Origin of the sequence: Swingsia samuiensis (genome assembly GCF_006542355.1) — a bacterium.
Taxonomy (GTDB): Bacteria; Pseudomonadota; Alphaproteobacteria; order Acetobacterales; family Acetobacteraceae; genus Gluconobacter; species Gluconobacter samuiensis.
On record NZ_CP038141.1, the window covers coordinates 2,102,564 to 2,121,216 of the forward strand.

16 protein-coding genes are annotated in these 18,653 nt (G+C 39.6%); 5 read left to right on the forward strand and 11 right to left on the reverse strand.

Going from position 1 to position 18,653, the window contains the following annotated elements; genetic code table 11:
- Positions 1–23 precede the first annotated feature (23 nt).
- Positions 24–1,493 carry a xylulokinase gene (xylB, locus tag E3D00_RS10025; protein ID WP_141462219.1) on the forward strand — a complete coding sequence of 490 codons (1,470 nt, stop codon included), beginning with the start codon at positions 24–26 and terminating at the stop codon, positions 1,491–1,493.
- A gap of 1 nt (position 1,494) precedes the next feature.
- On the opposite strand, the gene E3D00_RS10030 is transcribed toward xylB, so the two are convergent.
- The 5 genes from E3D00_RS10030 to E3D00_RS10050 all read right to left on the reverse strand — a co-directional run bounded on the left by E3D00_RS10030 (position 1,495) and on the right by E3D00_RS10050 (position 7,186).
- Positions 1,495–2,628, reverse strand: a complete 1,134-nt coding sequence (locus tag E3D00_RS10030; RefSeq protein WP_141462221.1) for a glycosyltransferase family 2 protein — start codon at positions 2,626–2,628, stop codon at positions 1,495–1,497.
- A gap of 128 nt (positions 2,629–2,756) precedes the next feature.
- Positions 2,757–3,152 carry a 5-fold beta-flower protein gene (locus E3D00_RS10035; RefSeq protein ID WP_141462223.1) on the reverse strand — a complete coding sequence of 132 codons (396 nt, stop codon included), beginning with the start codon at positions 3,150–3,152 and terminating at the stop codon, positions 2,757–2,759.
- Positions 3,153–3,322: 170 nt separating this feature from the next.
- Positions 3,323–4,768, reverse strand: a complete 1,446-nt coding sequence (locus E3D00_RS10040) for an ATP-binding protein (protein WP_141462224.1) — start codon at positions 4,766–4,768, stop codon at positions 3,323–3,325.
- A gap of 16 nt (positions 4,769–4,784) precedes the next feature.
- Positions 4,785–5,996, reverse strand: a complete 1,212-nt coding sequence (locus E3D00_RS10045; RefSeq protein ID WP_141462226.1) for a TIGR03862 family flavoprotein — start codon at positions 5,994–5,996, stop codon at positions 4,785–4,787.
- Complete coding sequence (locus tag E3D00_RS10050; RefSeq protein ID WP_141462228.1) at positions 5,993–7,186, reverse strand: MFS transporter; 1,194 nt, start codon at positions 7,184–7,186, stop codon at positions 5,993–5,995. Before E3D00_RS10050 ends, E3D00_RS10045 begins: the two co-directional genes overlap by 4 nt.
- Positions 7,187–7,320: 134 nt before the next feature.
- Between E3D00_RS10050 and E3D00_RS10055 the strand changes: the two genes are divergently transcribed.
- The 4 genes from E3D00_RS10055 to E3D00_RS10070 all read left to right on the forward strand — a co-directional run bounded on the left by E3D00_RS10055 (position 7,321) and on the right by E3D00_RS10070 (position 11,275).
- The gene (locus E3D00_RS10055; protein WP_141462230.1) at positions 7,321–7,935 is read left to right on the forward strand and encodes a transglycosylase SLT domain-containing protein; all 615 of its coding nucleotides are present in this window, start codon (positions 7,321–7,323) and stop codon (positions 7,933–7,935) included.
- Between the two features lie 13 nt (positions 7,936–7,948).
- Complete coding sequence (locus E3D00_RS10060) at positions 7,949–8,164, forward strand: hypothetical protein (RefSeq protein WP_141462232.1); 216 nt, start codon at positions 7,949–7,951, stop codon at positions 8,162–8,164.
- Positions 8,165–8,181: 17 nt separating this feature from the next.
- Positions 8,182–8,664, forward strand: coding sequence for a nuclear transport factor 2 family protein (locus E3D00_RS10065; protein ID WP_220093253.1), 483 nt, complete (start codon positions 8,182–8,184; stop codon positions 8,662–8,664).
- Positions 8,665–8,836: 172 nt separating this feature from the next.
- Positions 8,837–11,275, forward strand: a complete 2,439-nt coding sequence (locus E3D00_RS10070) for a TonB-dependent receptor (protein WP_141462234.1) — start codon at positions 8,837–8,839, stop codon at positions 11,273–11,275.
- 196 nt (positions 11,276–11,471) lie between these two features.
- Here the strand turns inward: E3D00_RS10070 and E3D00_RS10075 are convergent, their stop codons facing one another.
- From E3D00_RS10075 to E3D00_RS10100, 6 genes are all read right to left on the reverse strand, one after another.
- The gene (locus E3D00_RS10075; protein ID WP_141462236.1) at positions 11,472–12,173 is read right to left on the reverse strand and encodes a pirin family protein; all 702 of its coding nucleotides are present in this window, start codon (positions 12,171–12,173) and stop codon (positions 11,472–11,474) included.
- 133 nt (positions 12,174–12,306) lie between these two features.
- Complete coding sequence (locus tag E3D00_RS10080) at positions 12,307–13,122, reverse strand: transglycosylase SLT domain-containing protein (protein ID WP_141462238.1); 816 nt, start codon at positions 13,120–13,122, stop codon at positions 12,307–12,309.
- 35 nt (positions 13,123–13,157) lie between these two features.
- Complete coding sequence (locus E3D00_RS10085; RefSeq protein WP_141462241.1) at positions 13,158–14,939, reverse strand: aminopeptidase P family protein; 1,782 nt, start codon at positions 14,937–14,939, stop codon at positions 13,158–13,160.
- On the reverse strand, positions 14,936–15,466 hold the full coding sequence (locus E3D00_RS10090; protein ID WP_141462243.1) for a GNAT family N-acetyltransferase: 531 nt from the start codon (positions 15,464–15,466) through the stop codon (positions 14,936–14,938). Before E3D00_RS10090 ends, E3D00_RS10085 begins: the two co-directional genes overlap by 4 nt.
- Position 15,467: 1 nt before the next feature.
- Positions 15,468–16,373, reverse strand: a complete 906-nt coding sequence (locus E3D00_RS10095; protein ID WP_141462465.1) for a 50S ribosomal protein L11 methyltransferase — start codon at positions 16,371–16,373, stop codon at positions 15,468–15,470.
- Positions 16,373–18,598: an ATP-dependent helicase gene (locus tag E3D00_RS10100; RefSeq protein ID WP_141462245.1), complete on the reverse strand. Its 2,226-nt coding sequence runs from the start codon at positions 18,596–18,598 to the stop codon at positions 16,373–16,375. The genes E3D00_RS10095 and E3D00_RS10100 overlap by 1 nt, the downstream gene beginning before the upstream one ends.
- Between the last annotated feature and the right edge of the window lie 55 nt (positions 18,599–18,653).

Below are 18,653 nucleotides of genomic sequence, written 5' to 3' on the forward strand. Positions count from 1 at the left end.
GGAAATTTTTATAGAGAATGTGTATGTTTATTGGTATTGATTTAGGAACTTCTGGTATCAAAGTATTATTGGTTGATGGCAATCAGCAAGAAGTTGCCTCCCATACAGAAAGCCTTACCGTTCAACGCCCTCATTTAGGGTGGAGCGAACAAGACCCAGAAGCATGGTGGAAAGCAACCTGCCGTGCACTTGATTCTTTAAAAGAACAAGCCCCAGAAGCCTTATCAGAAGTACAAGGTATTGGTCTATCAGGGCAACAACACGGCGCTGTCCTTCTTGGAGAGAATGGAAAAATCCTTAGACCGTGCATTTTATGGAATGACACACGGTCTGAAAAAGAATGTAAGATTTTCGAAAAACGCTTTCCTCAAAGCCGAGAGGTTACTGGTAATTTGGCAATGCCTGGTTTTACGGCACCTAAATTAATTTGGGTAGAAAACCATGAACCAGATATTTTTAAAGAAACCCAACATGTTTTACTTCCAAAAGCTTGGCTCCGTTATAAAATGACAGGCGAAATGTTGGAAGATATGTCTGATGCTTCTGGGTCTTTATGGCTTGATGTTGCACACCGTAAATGGTCTCTAGAGGCATTGAAGGCTACTCATCTATCTGAGGACAATATGCCTAAACTCTGCGAGGGCACAGAGCCAGCGGGTACGCTAAAAGATGAATTTGTGCAGCGATGGGGCTTTAAAAAAGCTCCTATCTTTGCAGGCAGTGCAGGGGACAATGCTGCAGGGGCTGTCGGGCTAGGGGCGACTCATCCGGGAGATGCTTTTATTTCTTTAGGAACTTCTGGGGTTATCTGGATAACAACGGAGGAGTTTAGAGCCAAGCATGAAGCTGCCATTCATTCTTTCTGTCATGCCATTCCACAAACATGGAACCAAATGGGAGTAACCCTGTCAGCAGCCTCGTCATTTGCATGGTGGTCACGTGTCACGGGTTTGAAGGAAAAAGAACTTCTGGATGAACTACCAGAAAAACCTGTTTCTCCTTCTCATATTTTCTTTGCACCTTACCTTTCAGGAGAGAGAACTCCCTATAATGATGGAGACATAAGAGGCGCCTTTGTTGGCCTTTCTCACGACACAACACGCGCAGAAATGACTCAAGCAGTCCTAGAAGGCGTTGCTTTTTCTTTTCGTGACGGATTAGAAGCGTTACGAGCATCAGGATCAATTATTGAAGAAGCAAACGTTATCGGTGGTGGCTCAAAAAGTCCTTTCTGGGTTTCTGTTTTAGCCTCTATTTTAGGAATAAAGTTATACGGCTTAGCCCACGGAGAGCATGGAGGAGCCTTTGGCGCAGCGCGCTTAGCTCGAATAGCGGTTACGAAAGAAGACGTAGAAAAAGTTTGTACGTACCCAGAACGTATTTCCATGACAGAGCCCGATATAGAACTCCAAAAGCAGTATGAAAAATTATATAAATCTTACAGAAAAATATATCCGGCTCTACATTCACTTCACTTAGAAAACAGAGATTAACCTAATGATTCCTAATAATATTCTGCATTTCTTCTTTAAATTCTAATAATGACTGGTTATTACTTCGCCAAGGAGAACGATAGGCTGATTCACTTTTAATCGCTTCAAAAATAGCACCATTTTTATCTATTTCTTCTTGAGAAGAGTACGAAGTCGATTCCAGAATTTCCAGACTGTCATTAGCCCCCAATAAGAAAAATATATTTTCCTTATTGGGGTTTTTATACCCTCCAAACCCTAACTTGATTAAACGATCAGTGTGTTCGACATGTTCATGGCCATATTTCCCAAACCGTGGGTCAAAGTAGCCAACATAAGATATTGCTTCTGATAAAAAAGCAGAACATTGCGCAGTGACGACACTGATTTCCCAAGGGGACCGCCAAGTACCGTCTCCTCTTATGAACCCATTAAACCAAGGGGGGGCGAAATTTGAATGGCCATACAAGAGGGAAGATACAATCCAAGGAATTTCCCAATCTTTCCTTATGGGATAAGTATCATCTTCCAGAATAATAATAACATCACAATTCATAATGTCTTTTAAATAAAAAAGAGCACGGTTCTTATTATGAGAAATACCTTTATTCTTACACGATATAAAAGAAATTCCTTTTTGTGTAGATAAAAACTCTTTAGATCCGTCATCTGATCCATCATCAGCAACGAATATTTCATGATTTTTATCAGTAAAATCAATTAAATTGCTAAATTTTCTCTTTAGTATTTCAACTCTATTATAAGTAATAAATCCAATTCCAACTTTCAATTCACCTATTTTTTTCTTAGATGCCTCTGTTGAGACGAAATATTTATTTGTTATAAATATATAAAACACTTCATGTTTATGAACTATTTTTAGTTTCCCATGCAAAATTTCTTCGAAAGAATAGTTTTTAATCTTCTCTAAAGTAATTTCAAATCGAACATCATATAATTCATCACCATGAGCATTTTGAATATCAGAACTTGGCAACCCCCATTGATCTCTAGGTATTAAAATTTCTTCTCCAGATTTTGTAACAAAAAGCATTGATTCAGCGTGCTTTAATTTAAAGCACCATCCATGAATAATAAATTCATTTAAGTTATTAATAAAATCAACTCGATCTAAATAATAATTTTCCGTATCCATTACGCTATAACCTCTGCTAAACTACCTGAGCTATAAATACATTTTGTAGGACGCTTTCTAGCAAATCCAAATCTAAAAAGAAATTTTTAAAGGAGGTTTTATTAAACCTCCTCGTCTTATTACGAATATCAATTACCGAGGTGATGCATTAAAAGATCAAACCCTGCCGTATTATTGCCAGGAGGAACACGTCCAACGAAATTACCTCGATTATCAGTAACTTCACCATCTTTTGTCACATGACCAATGGAATTATCAGTACTATCTGTAATATCACCATCAGGATTTACACAGCCTACATGGTTGCCATTATTATCAGAAATACGCCCTTCATCATTAATGGTATCTGAGTGGTTGCCTGCACTATCTACAGCCAGGCCATTTTCATTGATGTGTCCCACAACACTACCATCATGATCGGTAATTTCATCTGTTCCAGCAAAGGCTGGAGTTTCTACAAATGAAGTTAAAGCCATCATAGAAAAAGCAGCTAAAATGAAACCTTTTCTCTTAAAGAAAAGCATTTTTCTCTCCTAATTCCTGCTCTAGGAACAGAGTTTATTTAGAATGCCACCTAAACGATAATTGTATAAAATAGTTTATTAATTTTATTTTATAATATCACTCTGTATAATAATCTTTGGATTATCAGCCAATTCACTTCATAAAAATGTGCTCTCCATAAAATTTAGAGTTAAGCTGTTTGCCACCCATACCCTACAATCGCAACTTTACGACCAAAAGGCGTTTCTTGCACAACGATGGCTTCGCGTTCTTCCAAATAGGCAAGTTGACGTTTTGCTCTGCCAAGAGAATGCGTGCCATAGACTTCTGCTATTGCTTCATCCGATGGGCAAGGCTCTTGATCTAGAGCTGACCGTGCAATCAGTAAAAAAACACCTTGAAGATCTTCCGGGAGTTTCTGGGCAATTTTTTCTGCTTTTTGCCAATCTTCAGTTTCTAAACGTTCATACTCTAACCCTGCACGAATACTCGATATAAAACGCTGAAATTGTGCTAAATCTAAGGAGTTCCGTGGAATCCCCTTAATGCGCGCTCGCATTTGAAAATCTTGATATAATGTTGCTAAAGGCTTGTAAGCTGCATCTTTCGTCTGACACACTTCTTTAACCATATCCCAAATATCAGCAGGCTCTAGGCTGGTCTCTTCAGACGAAACATTGTGAACCTCTTCTTCAGTTTCACGCGTTGTTCCATAGGCATCGAGTTGGGCTAAAAGATCTGGGGGAGGAGTTCGCATCTCACGACGTGGTCTAGGCGAGAGTTCCTGTATTGGTTCTAATATAATGTCACGTAAATCTTCTGATGGCACCGGTTCCAAAGGAAGCAAAATAGGACTAGTAGAATTACTGGATGTCTCTACAGTTCCAATCGAGACCATTTTAGGCCGCCGAGCTAAGGCCGGCCCAAGCGCCATAAATTGACCACGAGATAAATCCCTAAATGATTCCGCAGATCGACGCTCCATTCCTAAAAGATCTGCTGCTCGGCTCATATCAATATCAAGAAACGTGCGTCCCATAAGAAAATTGGATGCTTCGGCTGCTACATTTTTAGCTAATTTTGCCAAACGCTGCGTCGCAATTACGCCGGCCATCCCTCGCTTTCGTCCACGACACATTAAATTTGTCATCGCACCTAGGGATAAGCGGCGTGCTTCATCAGAGGTATCTCCGCTTGCAATAGGGGCAAATAATTGTGCTTCATCCACAACAATCAAAACGGGGTACCAATGCGCACGAGGGGCTTCAAACATACCGTTTAAAAATGCACCACTTGCGCGTAACTGCATTTCTGCTTCAACATGCTCAAGATTAAGCACAACAGAAGCTCTATGAGCCCGAACACGTTCTCCCGCAGCCCTTAAACTTGCTTCCGACTGATCTTCGACATCAATCACCAAATGTCCGTATCGATCTGCAAGAGTTGTAAAATCTCCTTCAGGATCAATAATAACTTGTTGAACAAGTGTCGCTGTTTGCTCAAGAAGTCTGCGTAAAAGATGTGATTTACCTGACCCAGAGTTACCCTGCACAAGCAAACGCGTAGCAAGCAACTCGGGTAAATCAATGCAGGTGTCGGAGCCGTCACGGCCCTGTCCGAGAACAATGGAGGTCATGGGAATAGCCGATAACTCAATTGGATGATTCGAGCCAGTCTCTGATTCCTTTTGCAGCTGCTAAACCTGTTGAAAAACACCCTTGAAGCAAATACCCTCCAGTAGGCGCCTCCCAATCCAACATTTCTCCAGCAGCAAAAACACCGGGCATAGAATGTATCATAAAACTCTCATTTAAAGCCGATTGTTTTAGGCCGCCAGCCGTTGAAATGGCGTGCGTAATATGATCCGTTGCAATTAATTCAATGGGTAGTTTTTTTATAACACTTGCAATTTCTTCTAATGATGAGTTCTTCGTCGTAGCGCCTTTAATAAGCTCTCGTGAAAGTTTATCCAAAGAGAGTGCTTTTCGAAGCTTATTAGATAAACTTTCTCTTACCCTTTGTGCCTTTAATTTTTGTATAATTTGAGCATAGGGCAGAGTAGGGCGTAAATCTACGGAAAGTACAGCACAATGCTGAGTAAGAATAATATCTCTTAACCTTGGAGAAAGTGCATAAATCGCAGATCCTTCAAGGCCTCTTTTGGTTATAGTAAGATCTCCGCGCTTTTTCTCACCATTTACAGACAACTCAACAGAATGCAGAATTGCTCCTTCATGTTGACTTAAAAAATGATCCGACCAACTGGTCTTAAAGCCACAATTTGTAGGCAAAAAAGGCGAGACTTCATTTTTAAAAAGAGAACTCCATTGCCCGTCAGATCCTAAGCGCGGCCAGCTTGCTCCCCCCAACGCGAGCAACGTCGCATCCGCCTGATATGTTTTGATCCCATCAGGGGTTGCAAACTGTAAGGCATTTTCATTCCAACCCACAAAGTTGTGTTTTGTATAAATTTTTACAGAGTTTTCTTTTAAACGATTGATCCATAAACGTAGCAAAGGCGATGCTTTCATAGACCGAGGAAACACTCGTCCTGAACTACCGACAAAACAAGGTTGCCCAAGCTTCTCAGCCCATTGCTGTAATTGCTGCGGTGTAAAAGCATATAGGCTCTTTTTCAGCCATTCTTGAGCAGAACCATACCGCTTTATAAAATGATCTATTGGCTCAGAATGTGTAAGGTTTAACCCGCTACGCCCAGCCATAAGAAACTTACGCCCAACACTTGGCATGCGATCAAAAATATGAACCCCATACCCCTGAGACGACAAATATTCAGCTGCAAAAAGGCCGGTTGGCCCACCGCCTACAATAGCAATATTATATTTCGGAGAGAGAATATTCATTCTGAAGGATAAAGAGAAAATTTATATTTCGGAGAGAACCTAAAGGCTAATAGGCCAATAATTAATGATACAAGAATCATTAAGCCCCATGCTAAACGTAAATTAGAAAAAAATTGCTCTATCACTCCAGCAATTAAAGGGAATATTGAAGCCAAAAGATATGCCCCGCCCTGAACAAACCCTGATAAACTACCTGCATCTGTTGTGTTCTTACCGTGATCCATTGCAACAATAAGAGATAAAGGAAAAAGGGCGCCAATGCCTAATCCTGTAAATAATGCAGCAACCCAAGCAAGAGCAATTGGATCATAACAAAAAAAAGTTAATCCAATAATTAGTAAAGAAACGAAAAACCATATTATCGGCCTACGGTCTGGATAGTGACTTATAAAAAAGGAAATACTTGTACCAGCCAACACTTCTGATGCGGTAACAAAACTCAAAAGCAATCCGGATTTCTGTGAAGTCCACCCTAACTGAGTATAAAATGGCGGAAGCCACGCTAAAATGATAGTATAAATGCCAGTGCCGAGCCCCATAAATAATACTAGAAGCCAAAAGCGCGGTTTTTTAATAACACTTTTGGCGAAATCAGACATAACAAACAAACTATCCGGTAAAGATTGTTGCTTCCAAACAATATACCCAATTATTGTTATAATAAGCCAAAATCCAAGAGCTGTTGACATATCTATATTCAACGCAATCCATGGTGAAATAGCACTTGAAACTAAGGCTCCAGCCATAATTGCCGTAGAATATATAGCCATATATCTGGCCGTCTGGTCCTGAGTATGTTCTTTAATAAAAATTGGTATTAAGGATTGGCCTAGCGCTATCCCCAATCCGCTGAGAACAGAACTGATAAGTAAAGTAGTTGTACTAATATTTATCCAGCGTAATAAAAATGTTCCAGCCAAAAGAAGAAGAGCTAACGCAACCCCTCGTCGTTCCCCCAGCTTTTTATGAAGAAAAGGGGTTATCAAGAGCAACAGACCAATCAACCAAATCGGAAGGGTTGTTAGAAAACTTACGGAAAAATCGTTGAGGGTTGTTAATTTTTCTATATCTTTTGTGAGTGGGCTAAGCGAAGCAATGCTAGGACGGAGGTTTATCCCCACAAGAAAAATAATTAACGAAAAAACAAGTGGAGATTTAATAGGAATCATCTTAAAAAAATCGATATGCAAGCAAGAGTTGTTGGGAATAAAGGGTTTTAAATATATGTTATATTTTCGTCAAGTTTTATAAGTATTCGTATAGAGGAATGTTCGTTACATTGTTTATTATGTGTATTCTTCTTTTTAAGTAATAGGGAAGAAATATGAATTACCTTAAAAAGACTTTTGTTTTTCCATTACTCTTTTTTATTTTATCAGCCTGTGTAAGCTCTCCACCTCAACACCCAGACAACATTTGCTCTATTTTTCAAGAAAAGCGTCATTGGTACCATGTCGCTTTAAAAACAGAAAAAAAATGGCATGTCCCTTTTTCTATCCCTATGGCTATGATGTACCAAGAATCTGGCTTTCATAGTAATCTACATACCAAGAGAACATATTTTTTAGGATTTATTCCATGGGGATATATAACAACAGCCTATGGTTATCCCCAAGCAAAAACAGATATTTGGCACGAATATGAACATGTTACTCACCAAAGGAGTAGTCGAGAGAATTTTGCAGATTCACTCGATTTTATGGATTGGTATATAACCATCTCTCATCAGCAAAATAACATTGCAGTTCAAGATGCAATGCAGCAATATCTGGCATACCATGAAGGGTGGGGTGGATTTCGTAGAAAAACTTATTTACATAAGCCTTGGTTAGTTAATGTTGCCCAAAAGGTTTCAATACGTTCCTCCCGTTATTCTCACCAATATGCACGATGTGAAGAAAGCTTGAAAGATAAAAGCTTTTGGAGCTGGCTTTTTTAAAGGCATTGTTACAATGAGTAATACAGTCGATTTAAAAAATCAGCCTGTTAATAAAAGACGTATCCTTTGGATCGTTTTATCTGGCGCTTTAATGACTATATTTTTCTTAATCGCTTGCATGACCACAACCATAGATGCAAACGAACATATCCATGCGAATTTATTCTGGATGTCTGGCTTTATTATTTTTATTTTAGTACATATCTACTGCACATGCATGTCCTTATAAAATTAGAGCGGAATAAAATGAGATATATAACAACCTTATTGCTAGTGATAAGTGCTACTTCTTCAGCTATGGCTCAAAATACTCACTATCAATCTCAATCATTAAAACAAAATTCTCAAACCAGCCTTGCAGAGAAAAACAAAAAACTCGTTCTTTGTTTTTATAATCAGTTTTTTAACCAGCACGACATTAATAAAGCTTCTCAAGTAGTTGCCGAAAATTACAAGCAACATAATCCAGAAGTGCCTGATGGGAAAAAACCATTTATTACTTTCTTCAAAGACTATTTTAAATCGCACCCCAACTCACATGCTCAAATTGTACATAGTGCAGCAGATGGCGACCTCGTTTTTTTACATGTTCATTCTAAAGAAAATGAAGGTGATTTAGGACAAGCAGTTGTCGATATATTCCGCGTCAAAAACAACAAAATCGTTGAGCATTGGGATGTGATACAAAGTGTACCCAAGCAATCACTTAATCAAAATACAATGTTCTAACTAGACTAAATTTATAAATACACTTCACTCAAAAAAACCTAAGACACACTATTTTTAACTTTTTAAAATAGTGTGTCTATTTAAATTTTATTTTATATCGTTGTTTGTTGAATTAACTATTTTTTTAGTGTTTAATTTTCATACCCAATAATTAACGTGTATGGAAAGTCATATGAAAAGGCATTTATCTCTTGGGTTACACATAAGTACTCTAGTCTTTTTTTTTGAATTTACTCCTGCTTTAGCAAGAGATGTCTCTCCAAAAACAATCACCCATAAACACCCCCCTTATAAAAAACTGCCAACAAAGGCTCATATCATTCCCCAAAATGATGAACATGTTACTGTTTCTGCTACTCACAAATCGCATGGAACACATATCATCTTATCTCGCAAAATCATGGATGAGCAGCTTCCTGGCACAAACCCACTAAAAACACTCGCTCAACTCCCTGGAATTCAATTCCAATCAGATGATCCTCAAGGGATCGATACTTACGCTATTCAACTTTACATGCATGGATTTACTCAAAACGAAATTGGAATGACCCTTGATGGGATCCCTTTAGGAGAGCCAACATTTCGAAATTACAATGGCCTTAATCCCATACAAGCAATTTCCTCTGAAAATGTTGCACGGCTAGATGTTTCTCAAAGTGCAGGAGCAGAGTCAGACGCAAATACAAATGCTTTAGGCGGAAGTATTAATTATATCTCATCAAGCCCCCATAATAAGACAGGTGGAACAATAGCTCAAAGTTTCGGCAGTAATTCTCTCTACCATTCCTTTTTTCGATTTGATTCTGGAAAGCTCAACTCTTCTGGAACAAAATTTTTCGTATCGTACATGAGGAACGATACAAATAAATGGAAAGGAGGGGGGGATCAGTTTATGCAACAAGTCAATGCTAAAATTGTTCAACCAATCGGCCAAAGCAGTCATGTTAGTGCTTTCTTTGATTGGGACGATTTACGCATGGTAAATTACCAAGACTATACTCCCAATTGGCTTAAAAATAATGGGCCTTCTTTAGATAATTTTTACGGACTGCCGAATGCATGGGCAAATGCCTATAATGCGTCTCGGGGTGTTTTTCCATCGTCTTATAAAAATGTTTATGATCCTAAAGATGCGTCATATTATGATAGTACCGCATCATCCGGTGACTCTTTTGGTGGAATTAATGCAGACCTCGAATTAACAAATCGACTACGTTGGAAAACAACATTGTATGGCCACGAAGAAACAGGCCATGGTACATATGCAAATCCATATGCATGCTCTAATAGCACAAGCTCTCCATGCTCACCTGCCGATGATACCGTTTCTCTGAATGGGGGACGAATTTTTGAGCAAGTGCGTAAACCTTCCATAAATCGTTATGGTGTTTTGTCTTCTCTTGACTATCACATAGCTAAAAATTTTATTTCCCTCGGAGGATGGTATGAAAATAATCATTACTCCACATATGAATATGCTTACCAGCAACCCTTATTAGGGGAAGGGGAACCATTAAATCCCTTTGGTAGTTTTTCTGGAGTGCCATATCGCACCTTGTGGGGACAACAATATAATACGAATACATTCACAGCTTTCGTCCAAGACACATATCATCCAATTTCATCATTGACCCTTCACTTTGGGTTTAAATCGATACTGAATACAACCCGTGTAGGAGATGCAGAAAATTGGTCTAAACGCTTTCCTCAGCTTACAAGTAGCGAAAGTCTAACAACAGCTAAGGCTTTTCTGCCTCACATGAGTGCTGAATGGCATTTTTTACCACGACATAGCCTTTTCGTTGATATTTCTGAAAATGTGCATGCCTATCCTCAGTCAGGATATAATTCAAGCAATGCACCAATGGCTGTTTCCCAAGTTGCATATAATGCTGTGAAGGACACCCTTCAACCTGAAACAGCATGGACGTTTGCTGGTGGCTATCGTTATGCAGACCGGTATGTCGATGCCAATTTATATTTATATCGTACAAATTTTCATAATCGCCTTCAACAAATCTTAGGAAGTGCAGGCGAGGGAAGTCTCTTAACCAACAATACCTCATCCGTACAAAATGTTGGAAATGTAAATATGAATGGCCTAGATGCTAGCTTAACTCTAACTCCAATCCGAGGGCTCAGTTTATTTAATAGTCTTAGCTACGACCATGCAACGTATGGTCAAAATATTAAAAGTGGGGGAAGTACGTATTTTACCAAAGGGAAACAAGTCGTTGCATATCCTCGCTTTATGTACAAAGCGCGTTTATCATATGATTGGAAAAATTGGCAAACATATATAGATGCCCAGTACTATAGTTCTAGAAATTTTGATTATACTGGAGACTATAAAATATCACCCTATTGGATGAGCGATTTAGGGGTGTCTTACACTCTAAATAATGTTCATTTATTAAATAATAATGCTTCTTCTATTCACAAACTTATTTTCTCTTTTAATATTTATAACCTTGCCAACACCCGATATGTATCCACGATGGGACAAAACGGTTTTACAATGAGCAATGCTCAAAACGCTTCATTTAACAATCAGTCCATCCTCCTTGGCGCTCCGCGACAATTCTTTGGATCGGTTAGAGCTGAGTTTTAAACATACAAACATAGCTATTCAGTTTTATTAAGTGCTGAATAGCTATTTTCTAGTGTAGCAAATGTCGATGCCATGATCTATGGAATTACTAATATATAAAAAGAAAGTCACGAATTTAAAATCACTGCAAATATTTTTATTATAAACCATTTATATAAAGGTCACGCTGTATATTCAGCGTGACCTTTATAGTTATTTACTCGTTCACATCAACTAAAACTACTTCTGAATCTTCGAAAGATTTAAATTTCAATATATCAGTATCGTCAACAGCTGCGCCGTCTCTTTCATTAATAATTTTACCATTCACTTCTACTCGGCCTTTAGCGACAACCAGATAAGCCTTGCGCTCACGGCCAAGACTATATTCCGTCTCTTCACCATTTTTTAAATTGGCGCCTAGTACTCGAGCATCAGCGTGAATCTTCAACGCATCGTTATCATTATCTTGACCGGAAGCTAAGACTACAAAGTGCCCAGAGCGATCACCTTTTGGAAAAGTTCTTGTTCCCCACGAAGGTTTATGACCTTTTTGATCTGGCATAATCCAAATTTGAAAAATACGTGTGGTTTCTGGCTCTAAGTTATATTCACTATGCACGACCCCAGTACCAGCAGACATCACCTGCACATCACCGGCAACCGTACGTCCTTTATTCCCTAGATTGTCTTCATGAGTAATAGCTCCGTCACGAACATAGGTTATAATTTCCATGTCCCGATGAGGATGGGGAGGGAAGCCTGTCCCGGCAGCAATAGTATCGTCATTCCAAACAAGAAGATTCCCCCAGCCAACACGCTTAGGATCATAATAATCTGCAAAAGAGAAATGGTGTTTTGCTTGTAACCAACCGTGATGTGCTCCGCCGAGTTGATTAAAAGGACGAACGTCTATCATATGTTCATCTCCTAAATATCAATAAAGATATTATATTAGTTTCTGATCCTGTTTTTATAAAACATATTCTTAATAAATTAAACCAAAATAAAAGAAACTGACAGTTTCTAAAATTATGATATTCAAACCTAATTCAATAAAAATTATTTCCACGCCAATTATCGTGTATAGGGTTTAATCTATAAGAGGATAAAGTTTTCCCTTCTTTTATATTATCGCTATAACGAAATTTTGATGTTTCTACAGGTTTTTTGATATTTTTTATTAATGTTGATGCTTGTAAAAGCACTTCTTTCTCATGTTTCCCACTCTTTGAATTAAAAGAATTATATTTCTCAAATGTATTTGGAAAAATAACTTTAGGCCCCATCGACGTCATAACGACTTGCGGTAAAAAATCTGGAGGACGATAATTATCCTCTACACCACTCCATAAAGCAAAAACATGCTGCCTATATTCTGCTCCCAGTTGAGGAGTTAATGAGTGATATGCACCAACCGCCTGCAACCAACTATGTGTTTTTCCAAATAGTTGATGTAAAAACTCTCCTCCATATTGAGCATTCAAATAGGGGTCAAAAGCATTCTCTAAAGATCTAAACGCATCAGGATGTTGATGAAGGTTAATCTGCATGCATCCAACATCAATAGAAACTATTCCTTCCTGAATAAATTCACGAACAGCCTGAATTGCTTCATTCTTAGAATTGAAGAAATACCCTTTACCCTCAGCATTAACAGTCCAAGGCCATGCCTCTCTTTTTCCTAATCTAGATGTCGTCCTTCCACTCTCAATTAACGCAACGGACTGTAATAAATTATGGGGGATATTAAATTGATATTCTGCTTGTGAGATCGGGACAGAGCAAAGCCCATCCTCACTTCGGGCATCTTTACTATACCCCCCCAAACAGATCAAAATACTTAATAAGAAAAAGGTTCTCAGCATATAAAACTATATATCTGAGAACTGTAAATAAACCCTTACTCAGAAAGAGGTTCACACACCTTTTTAAGCCATTCTTGAACTTCAGGCTCAACTTCTGGAGCAATTTTAGAAAAAGTATTCGAATGATATGTATTAATCCAAGAAACCTCGTCTTCATTAAGAAGAGATAAATCAATCAATTCACGATCTATGGGAGTATAGGTTAACACCTCAAACTCTAGAAAATGCTTCGTGCTCTTTGGATTTTGCGCCTGTTTTACCAGCATTAAATTTTCAATACGGATACCATAATCACCCGCTTGATAATAACCCGGTTCATTAGACACAATCATACCCTCTTGAAGAGGCGTTGGTCTGAATACAGAGGAAATACTCTGAGGCCCTTCGTGAACAGATAAATAGCTTCCTATTCCATGCCCTGTTCCATGATCAAAATCCAAGCCAACTTCCCACAAAGGGAGCCGTGCCAATGCATCAAGACGGTGTCCTGTTGTCCCAAGAGGAAAACGCGCGCATGATAAAGCAATATTTCCTTTTAAAACACGCGTAAATGCTTCTTTAATGCTCTTTGGAGGGTTTTCCGGTCCAATCCAAACTGTTCGAGTAATATCTGTTGTTCCAAAAGGATATTGGCCGCCACTATCAATCAAATAAACACTATTAGGTGTTAAACTACGATCTTTCCCTATCTCCGCACGATAATGAGGATAGGCTCCATTGGGGCCAACAGCTGAAATTGCATCAAAGCTTTGTTCTTTATAAAACTCAGACTGTCTTCTAAAATAATCCAATCTTTCAACAAGATCAGTTTCACGTTGACCTACACCAGAAGTCGTCAATGAATGAAGAAAACGTGCAAGTGCTACACCATCATAATGATGCGCTCTTCTAGACCCTTCTTGTTCAACAACATTCTTAATTGCCTTAGGTAAGGTACACGGATCAACCTCATCGATAATCCGAGCTTTATTCATTTTCAGAAATGCTTCAAACCACACAGGTGTTGTTGAAGAATCAATGCGTACTGTTTTTTCTGATAATTTTAACAATCTTTCTTCTAAGTGGTGAGGGGGGTAAACGGTAACTTCATCCCTAAAAGCATCGAGTAAATCTCTCTCAACACGTTCCTTTTCAATAAAAAGCTCAGCCTTCGCGTCAGCATGTAAAAGAGCATATCCATGAGCAATAGGCGTGAGCGGAACATCACTCCCTCGTAAATTAAATAACCAAGCAACAGACGTACAGTCTGCAAAAATAACTGCGTCTTGATCGTTTTTTTCCAATAACTCGGCCAGCCTTTTGCGCTTGCTTGCGCTGCTTTCCCCGGAAAATTCAATAGAATGTTTAACTACAGCATTTTTGGTTTCTAAAGGGCGATCTTTCCATGCCATATCAATAGGGTTTTGAGTTAATGGTACAAGCTCTACATTCTTCGCCCGCCATGACTTTAACATTGACTGGCTAACAAGCTTCGGATCGTAGCCTATTTTTAGACCGCTTGCATTTTGCTCTAACCACTTTGACAATGGTTCTGAAATAATATGATGGCGCTCCCATACATCATGTAATACTTGTTCTTCCATCTGGACTGTATAACGACCATCTGAAAAAACAGAAGCGACATTAGGCAAAACGGCGGCTAGTCCAGCACTTCCTGTAAACCCCGTTAACCATGCCAACCGTTCAGATGCTTCAGAAACATACTCCCCCAGAAACTCATCGCCTCTGGGAATAATAAACCCTGAAACCCCAAGTTCTTCACAGGCTTGTCTTGTCAATTTTAGACGATCATGAAGGGCGATGGCAGATAATGTCATGATAAACTCTTTAAAGTGGATGTATCTTTTTCTAGGAGAAGCGTCATAAACAAAAGGTCTAACCAACGCCCTTTTTTAAAACCAACTTGAGATAAAAGGCCTTTTTGCTCAAACCCAAAACTTTTATGCAAAGCGACTGAAGCATCATTTCCAGCTGTGATCCCTGCAATCATAACATGGAAACCAGCTTCTTTAGCATGATCAATTAACTCTGCTAAAAGGCGTCTTCCAACGCCTTTGCCTTGATGCTGGTGCCCCACATACACTGAATTCTCAATCGTTTGGGAATATCCTTCAAAGGCCCTGAATGGACCATAAGATGCATATCCCAAAAGCTCATTATTTTCATTTACAGCAACAAATACAGGAAAACCGTGTGCTCTTCGATCTTCCATCCATCGCTGCCTTTGGTCGAGTGTAAAAGGTGTATTAATCCATAAGGCATCTGTATGCTCAATGGCATAATTAGTAATTTTTAGTAAGGCAGGAAGATCAGAACTTTTAGCCTTACGGATGATAATATCCATATTATCCTCGCCGACGCAATATTAAGGTCGCCCAATCACCTTCACGAAGTATGCGTTCCAAAATCAACCCCTGCCTCCTATGGGCCGCCAAAACCATATTCGCTTGGCTATACAACAACCCTGCCAAAATAGCTGTTCCATCAGGTGCCAAATTCAACGCTAAAGATTTTGCCATTCGACATAAAGGACGCGCTAAAATATTGGCAAAAACCAAATTATAAGGACCTTTAGAACGAACAGCATCTGTGTTCCAGCCGTTCCCAAAGCGACAATCAATCAAATTCCCTTGACCGTTTAATCGTGCATTTGATTTAGCTGTACGCACGGACCATGGTTCTATATCAACGGCAAGAACAGGTTGATGCAACAATTTAGCCGCTGCCATAGCTAAAATACCGGATCCACATCCCATATCTAAAATATTTTGTGGCTTACGGTAAGAAACCATTTCTAAAGCACGAATACACCCTCGTGTTGAGCCATGTTCGCCAGAGCCAAAAGCGATCCCTGCGTCCAGTGTAATTGTTAAGCGGGATCGGTTATCCGCACGGTGCAAATGTGTTCCACGAATAGTAAATCTTTTGCCAACTTCCTGCTCAGGAAAAGATTCATACGTCCGCGCTAACCAACCTTCAGCTTCTGTGGACTCTCGGTGCAAATCCGCATTACAACCTGTAAGAATACGCGCAACGGAAAGGGCATTATCAAGCTCGTCTTCTTTATACCCAATATCTTTGACACCTTCTATGCGCCAATATTTTTGCTCGTCATCTGCCTCAAATATTCCAACAGTCTCACAAGCACACATCAAAGCTTGTTCAAAAATGGGAACAAACTCTTCTTCAACAGTTAATGAAAGGGTTTCTAAAGCGCTTGCATGCCGGCGGCTAACACTACGAGGGGCCATCATGATTTTATCTCCACAAAATTCGCTAAAATGCGTTTTATTCCGACATTATTAAAGTTCACTTCCAACCGATCACCGTCTGAAGAAATGACTAACCCCTCTCCAAATTTTTGATGAAAAACTGTCGCCCCAAGGGGAATATGAGCTGTTGTTTCTTTTATATCTGTAATTCTTTTGTAAGCAGGCTGTGAACGGTTAGAACGTGTACTGGTAAAAGTACCCGACGCAAACATGGACGGACTAAAAGAAGCTTGCCTCCGTTTTTCAACACTTTCTCCCCGCATATCTATATATTCTAACGGTATTTCATCAATAAATCGACTAGGGATCGAACTTTGCCAATTCGCATAAATGCGTCGGCTTGCCGCGTGTAAAATAACAGCCCGTTGGCGCGCACGTGTAAGACCAACATAAGCAAGGCGACGTTCTTCTTCTAACGCTCGATTACCACCTTCATCTAATGACCGCTGGGATGGGAAAACTCCTTCCTCCCAACCAGGAAGAAAAACAGTATCAAACTCCAGTCCTTTTGCACCATGAAGCGTCATGAGATTAACTTTCTCATCTGTTTCAGTTCTATCAATATCCATGACTAAAGCCACATGCTCTAAAAACCCTTCAAGCGTTGCAAAATCACCAATCGCCCGCATAAGCTCACGAATATTTTCAAGACGCCCTGGCGCTTCGACAGATCGATCATCTCTCCACATTTGAAGATAACCTGATTCTTCCAAAAGCTGCTCACTTGCAACGACATGTCCTTCTGTATCCAGTGTTGCTTTCGCCTGAGTAAAATTAGCCATCAGATGAGATAAAGCTTTTTTTGATTTCCCTTTCAGACTGTCTGTAGAAAGCTGAATATTTACAGCATCAACAAGAGAGCAGGGAAGGGTTTGAGCCTCTTTATGCAATTTCTGAAGAGCAACAGCACCGATCCCACGTTTAGGAACGTTAATGATACGCTCAAAGGCCAAATCATCTGATGGCTGAGATAAAACACGCATATAAGCGAGACAATCCCGAATTTCAGCTCTTTCGTAAAAACGCAAACCACCCACAACGCGATAAGGGACCCCTAGCATTAACAGACGCTCTTCAAAAGGACGCGTCTGGAAGCCTGCACGCATCAAAATAGCAATCTCAGAGAGAGGATGCCCTGATTTCTGAAGGCGCTCTATAGCTCCACCGACAACGCGCGCTTCCTCATCTGAATCATGCACGCCTATAATCTGAACTTTCTCACCGTGAGCGTTCTTACGCCCAGAACGCAGGGTTTTTCCTAGTCGCCCTTCATTATGTGAAATTAAACCAGCCGCAGCTGCCAAAATTTGGTCCGTTGATCGATAATTTTCTTCAAGACGAACAACTTTAGCCCCTGGGAAATCTTTCTCAAACCGCAATATGTTTTCGATTTCTGCTCCTCGCCAAGAATAGATGGACTGATCATCATCACCTACACAAGCAATGTTTGAAATGCCATCATGACGCTTTGCGAGAAGCCTAAGCCACAAATATTGGATCGTATTCGTATCCTGATATTCATCGACTAATATATACCTAAAAATTCTATGATACTGAGCCAGAACATCAGGCTTTGTTCTTAAAATTTCAACCACATGCAACATAAGATCCCCAAAGTCGCATGCATTTAAAGTCTGAAGACGTTCTTGATAGAGGCGGTAAATAGCTAGGGCATGGCCATTAGCAAAATCTGTATCTTCTACAGGCGTTACCCGATCAGGGGTTAATCCTCTATCTTTCCATCGCTGAATAATTCCCAATAACTGATTGGGAGGCCACCGTTTTGTATCAATCTGAAACGGTTCCATCACTTGTTTTAAAAGACGGAGCTGATCGTCTGTGTCTAAGATATTAAATCCAGATGTTAACTGGACATACTCTGCATGACGCCGCAGCATGCGCGCACAAATGGCATGAAAAGTGCCCAGCCATAACCCTTCAACAGGTTCACCTAAGATAGCACCAACCCGCTCCTTCATTTCTTTAGCCGCTTTATTCGTAAAAGTGACCGCTAAAATCTGACTTGGATATGCTTTGCCAGTTAGTAAAATATGGGCAAAACGTGTAGTTAACACACGCGTTTTGCCTGTTCCTGCACCAGCAAGAATCAACAAAGGCCCCTCTGTTGTTTCAATTGCACGCCGTTGCTCTGAATTTAATCGAGACAAATAGTCCGAAGAGGGGGTAAGAGAATTATGTTGCACGTATTTTATATAGAATGAGATTACCTGGTGGCCAACACAAATATAAAAGATTTAA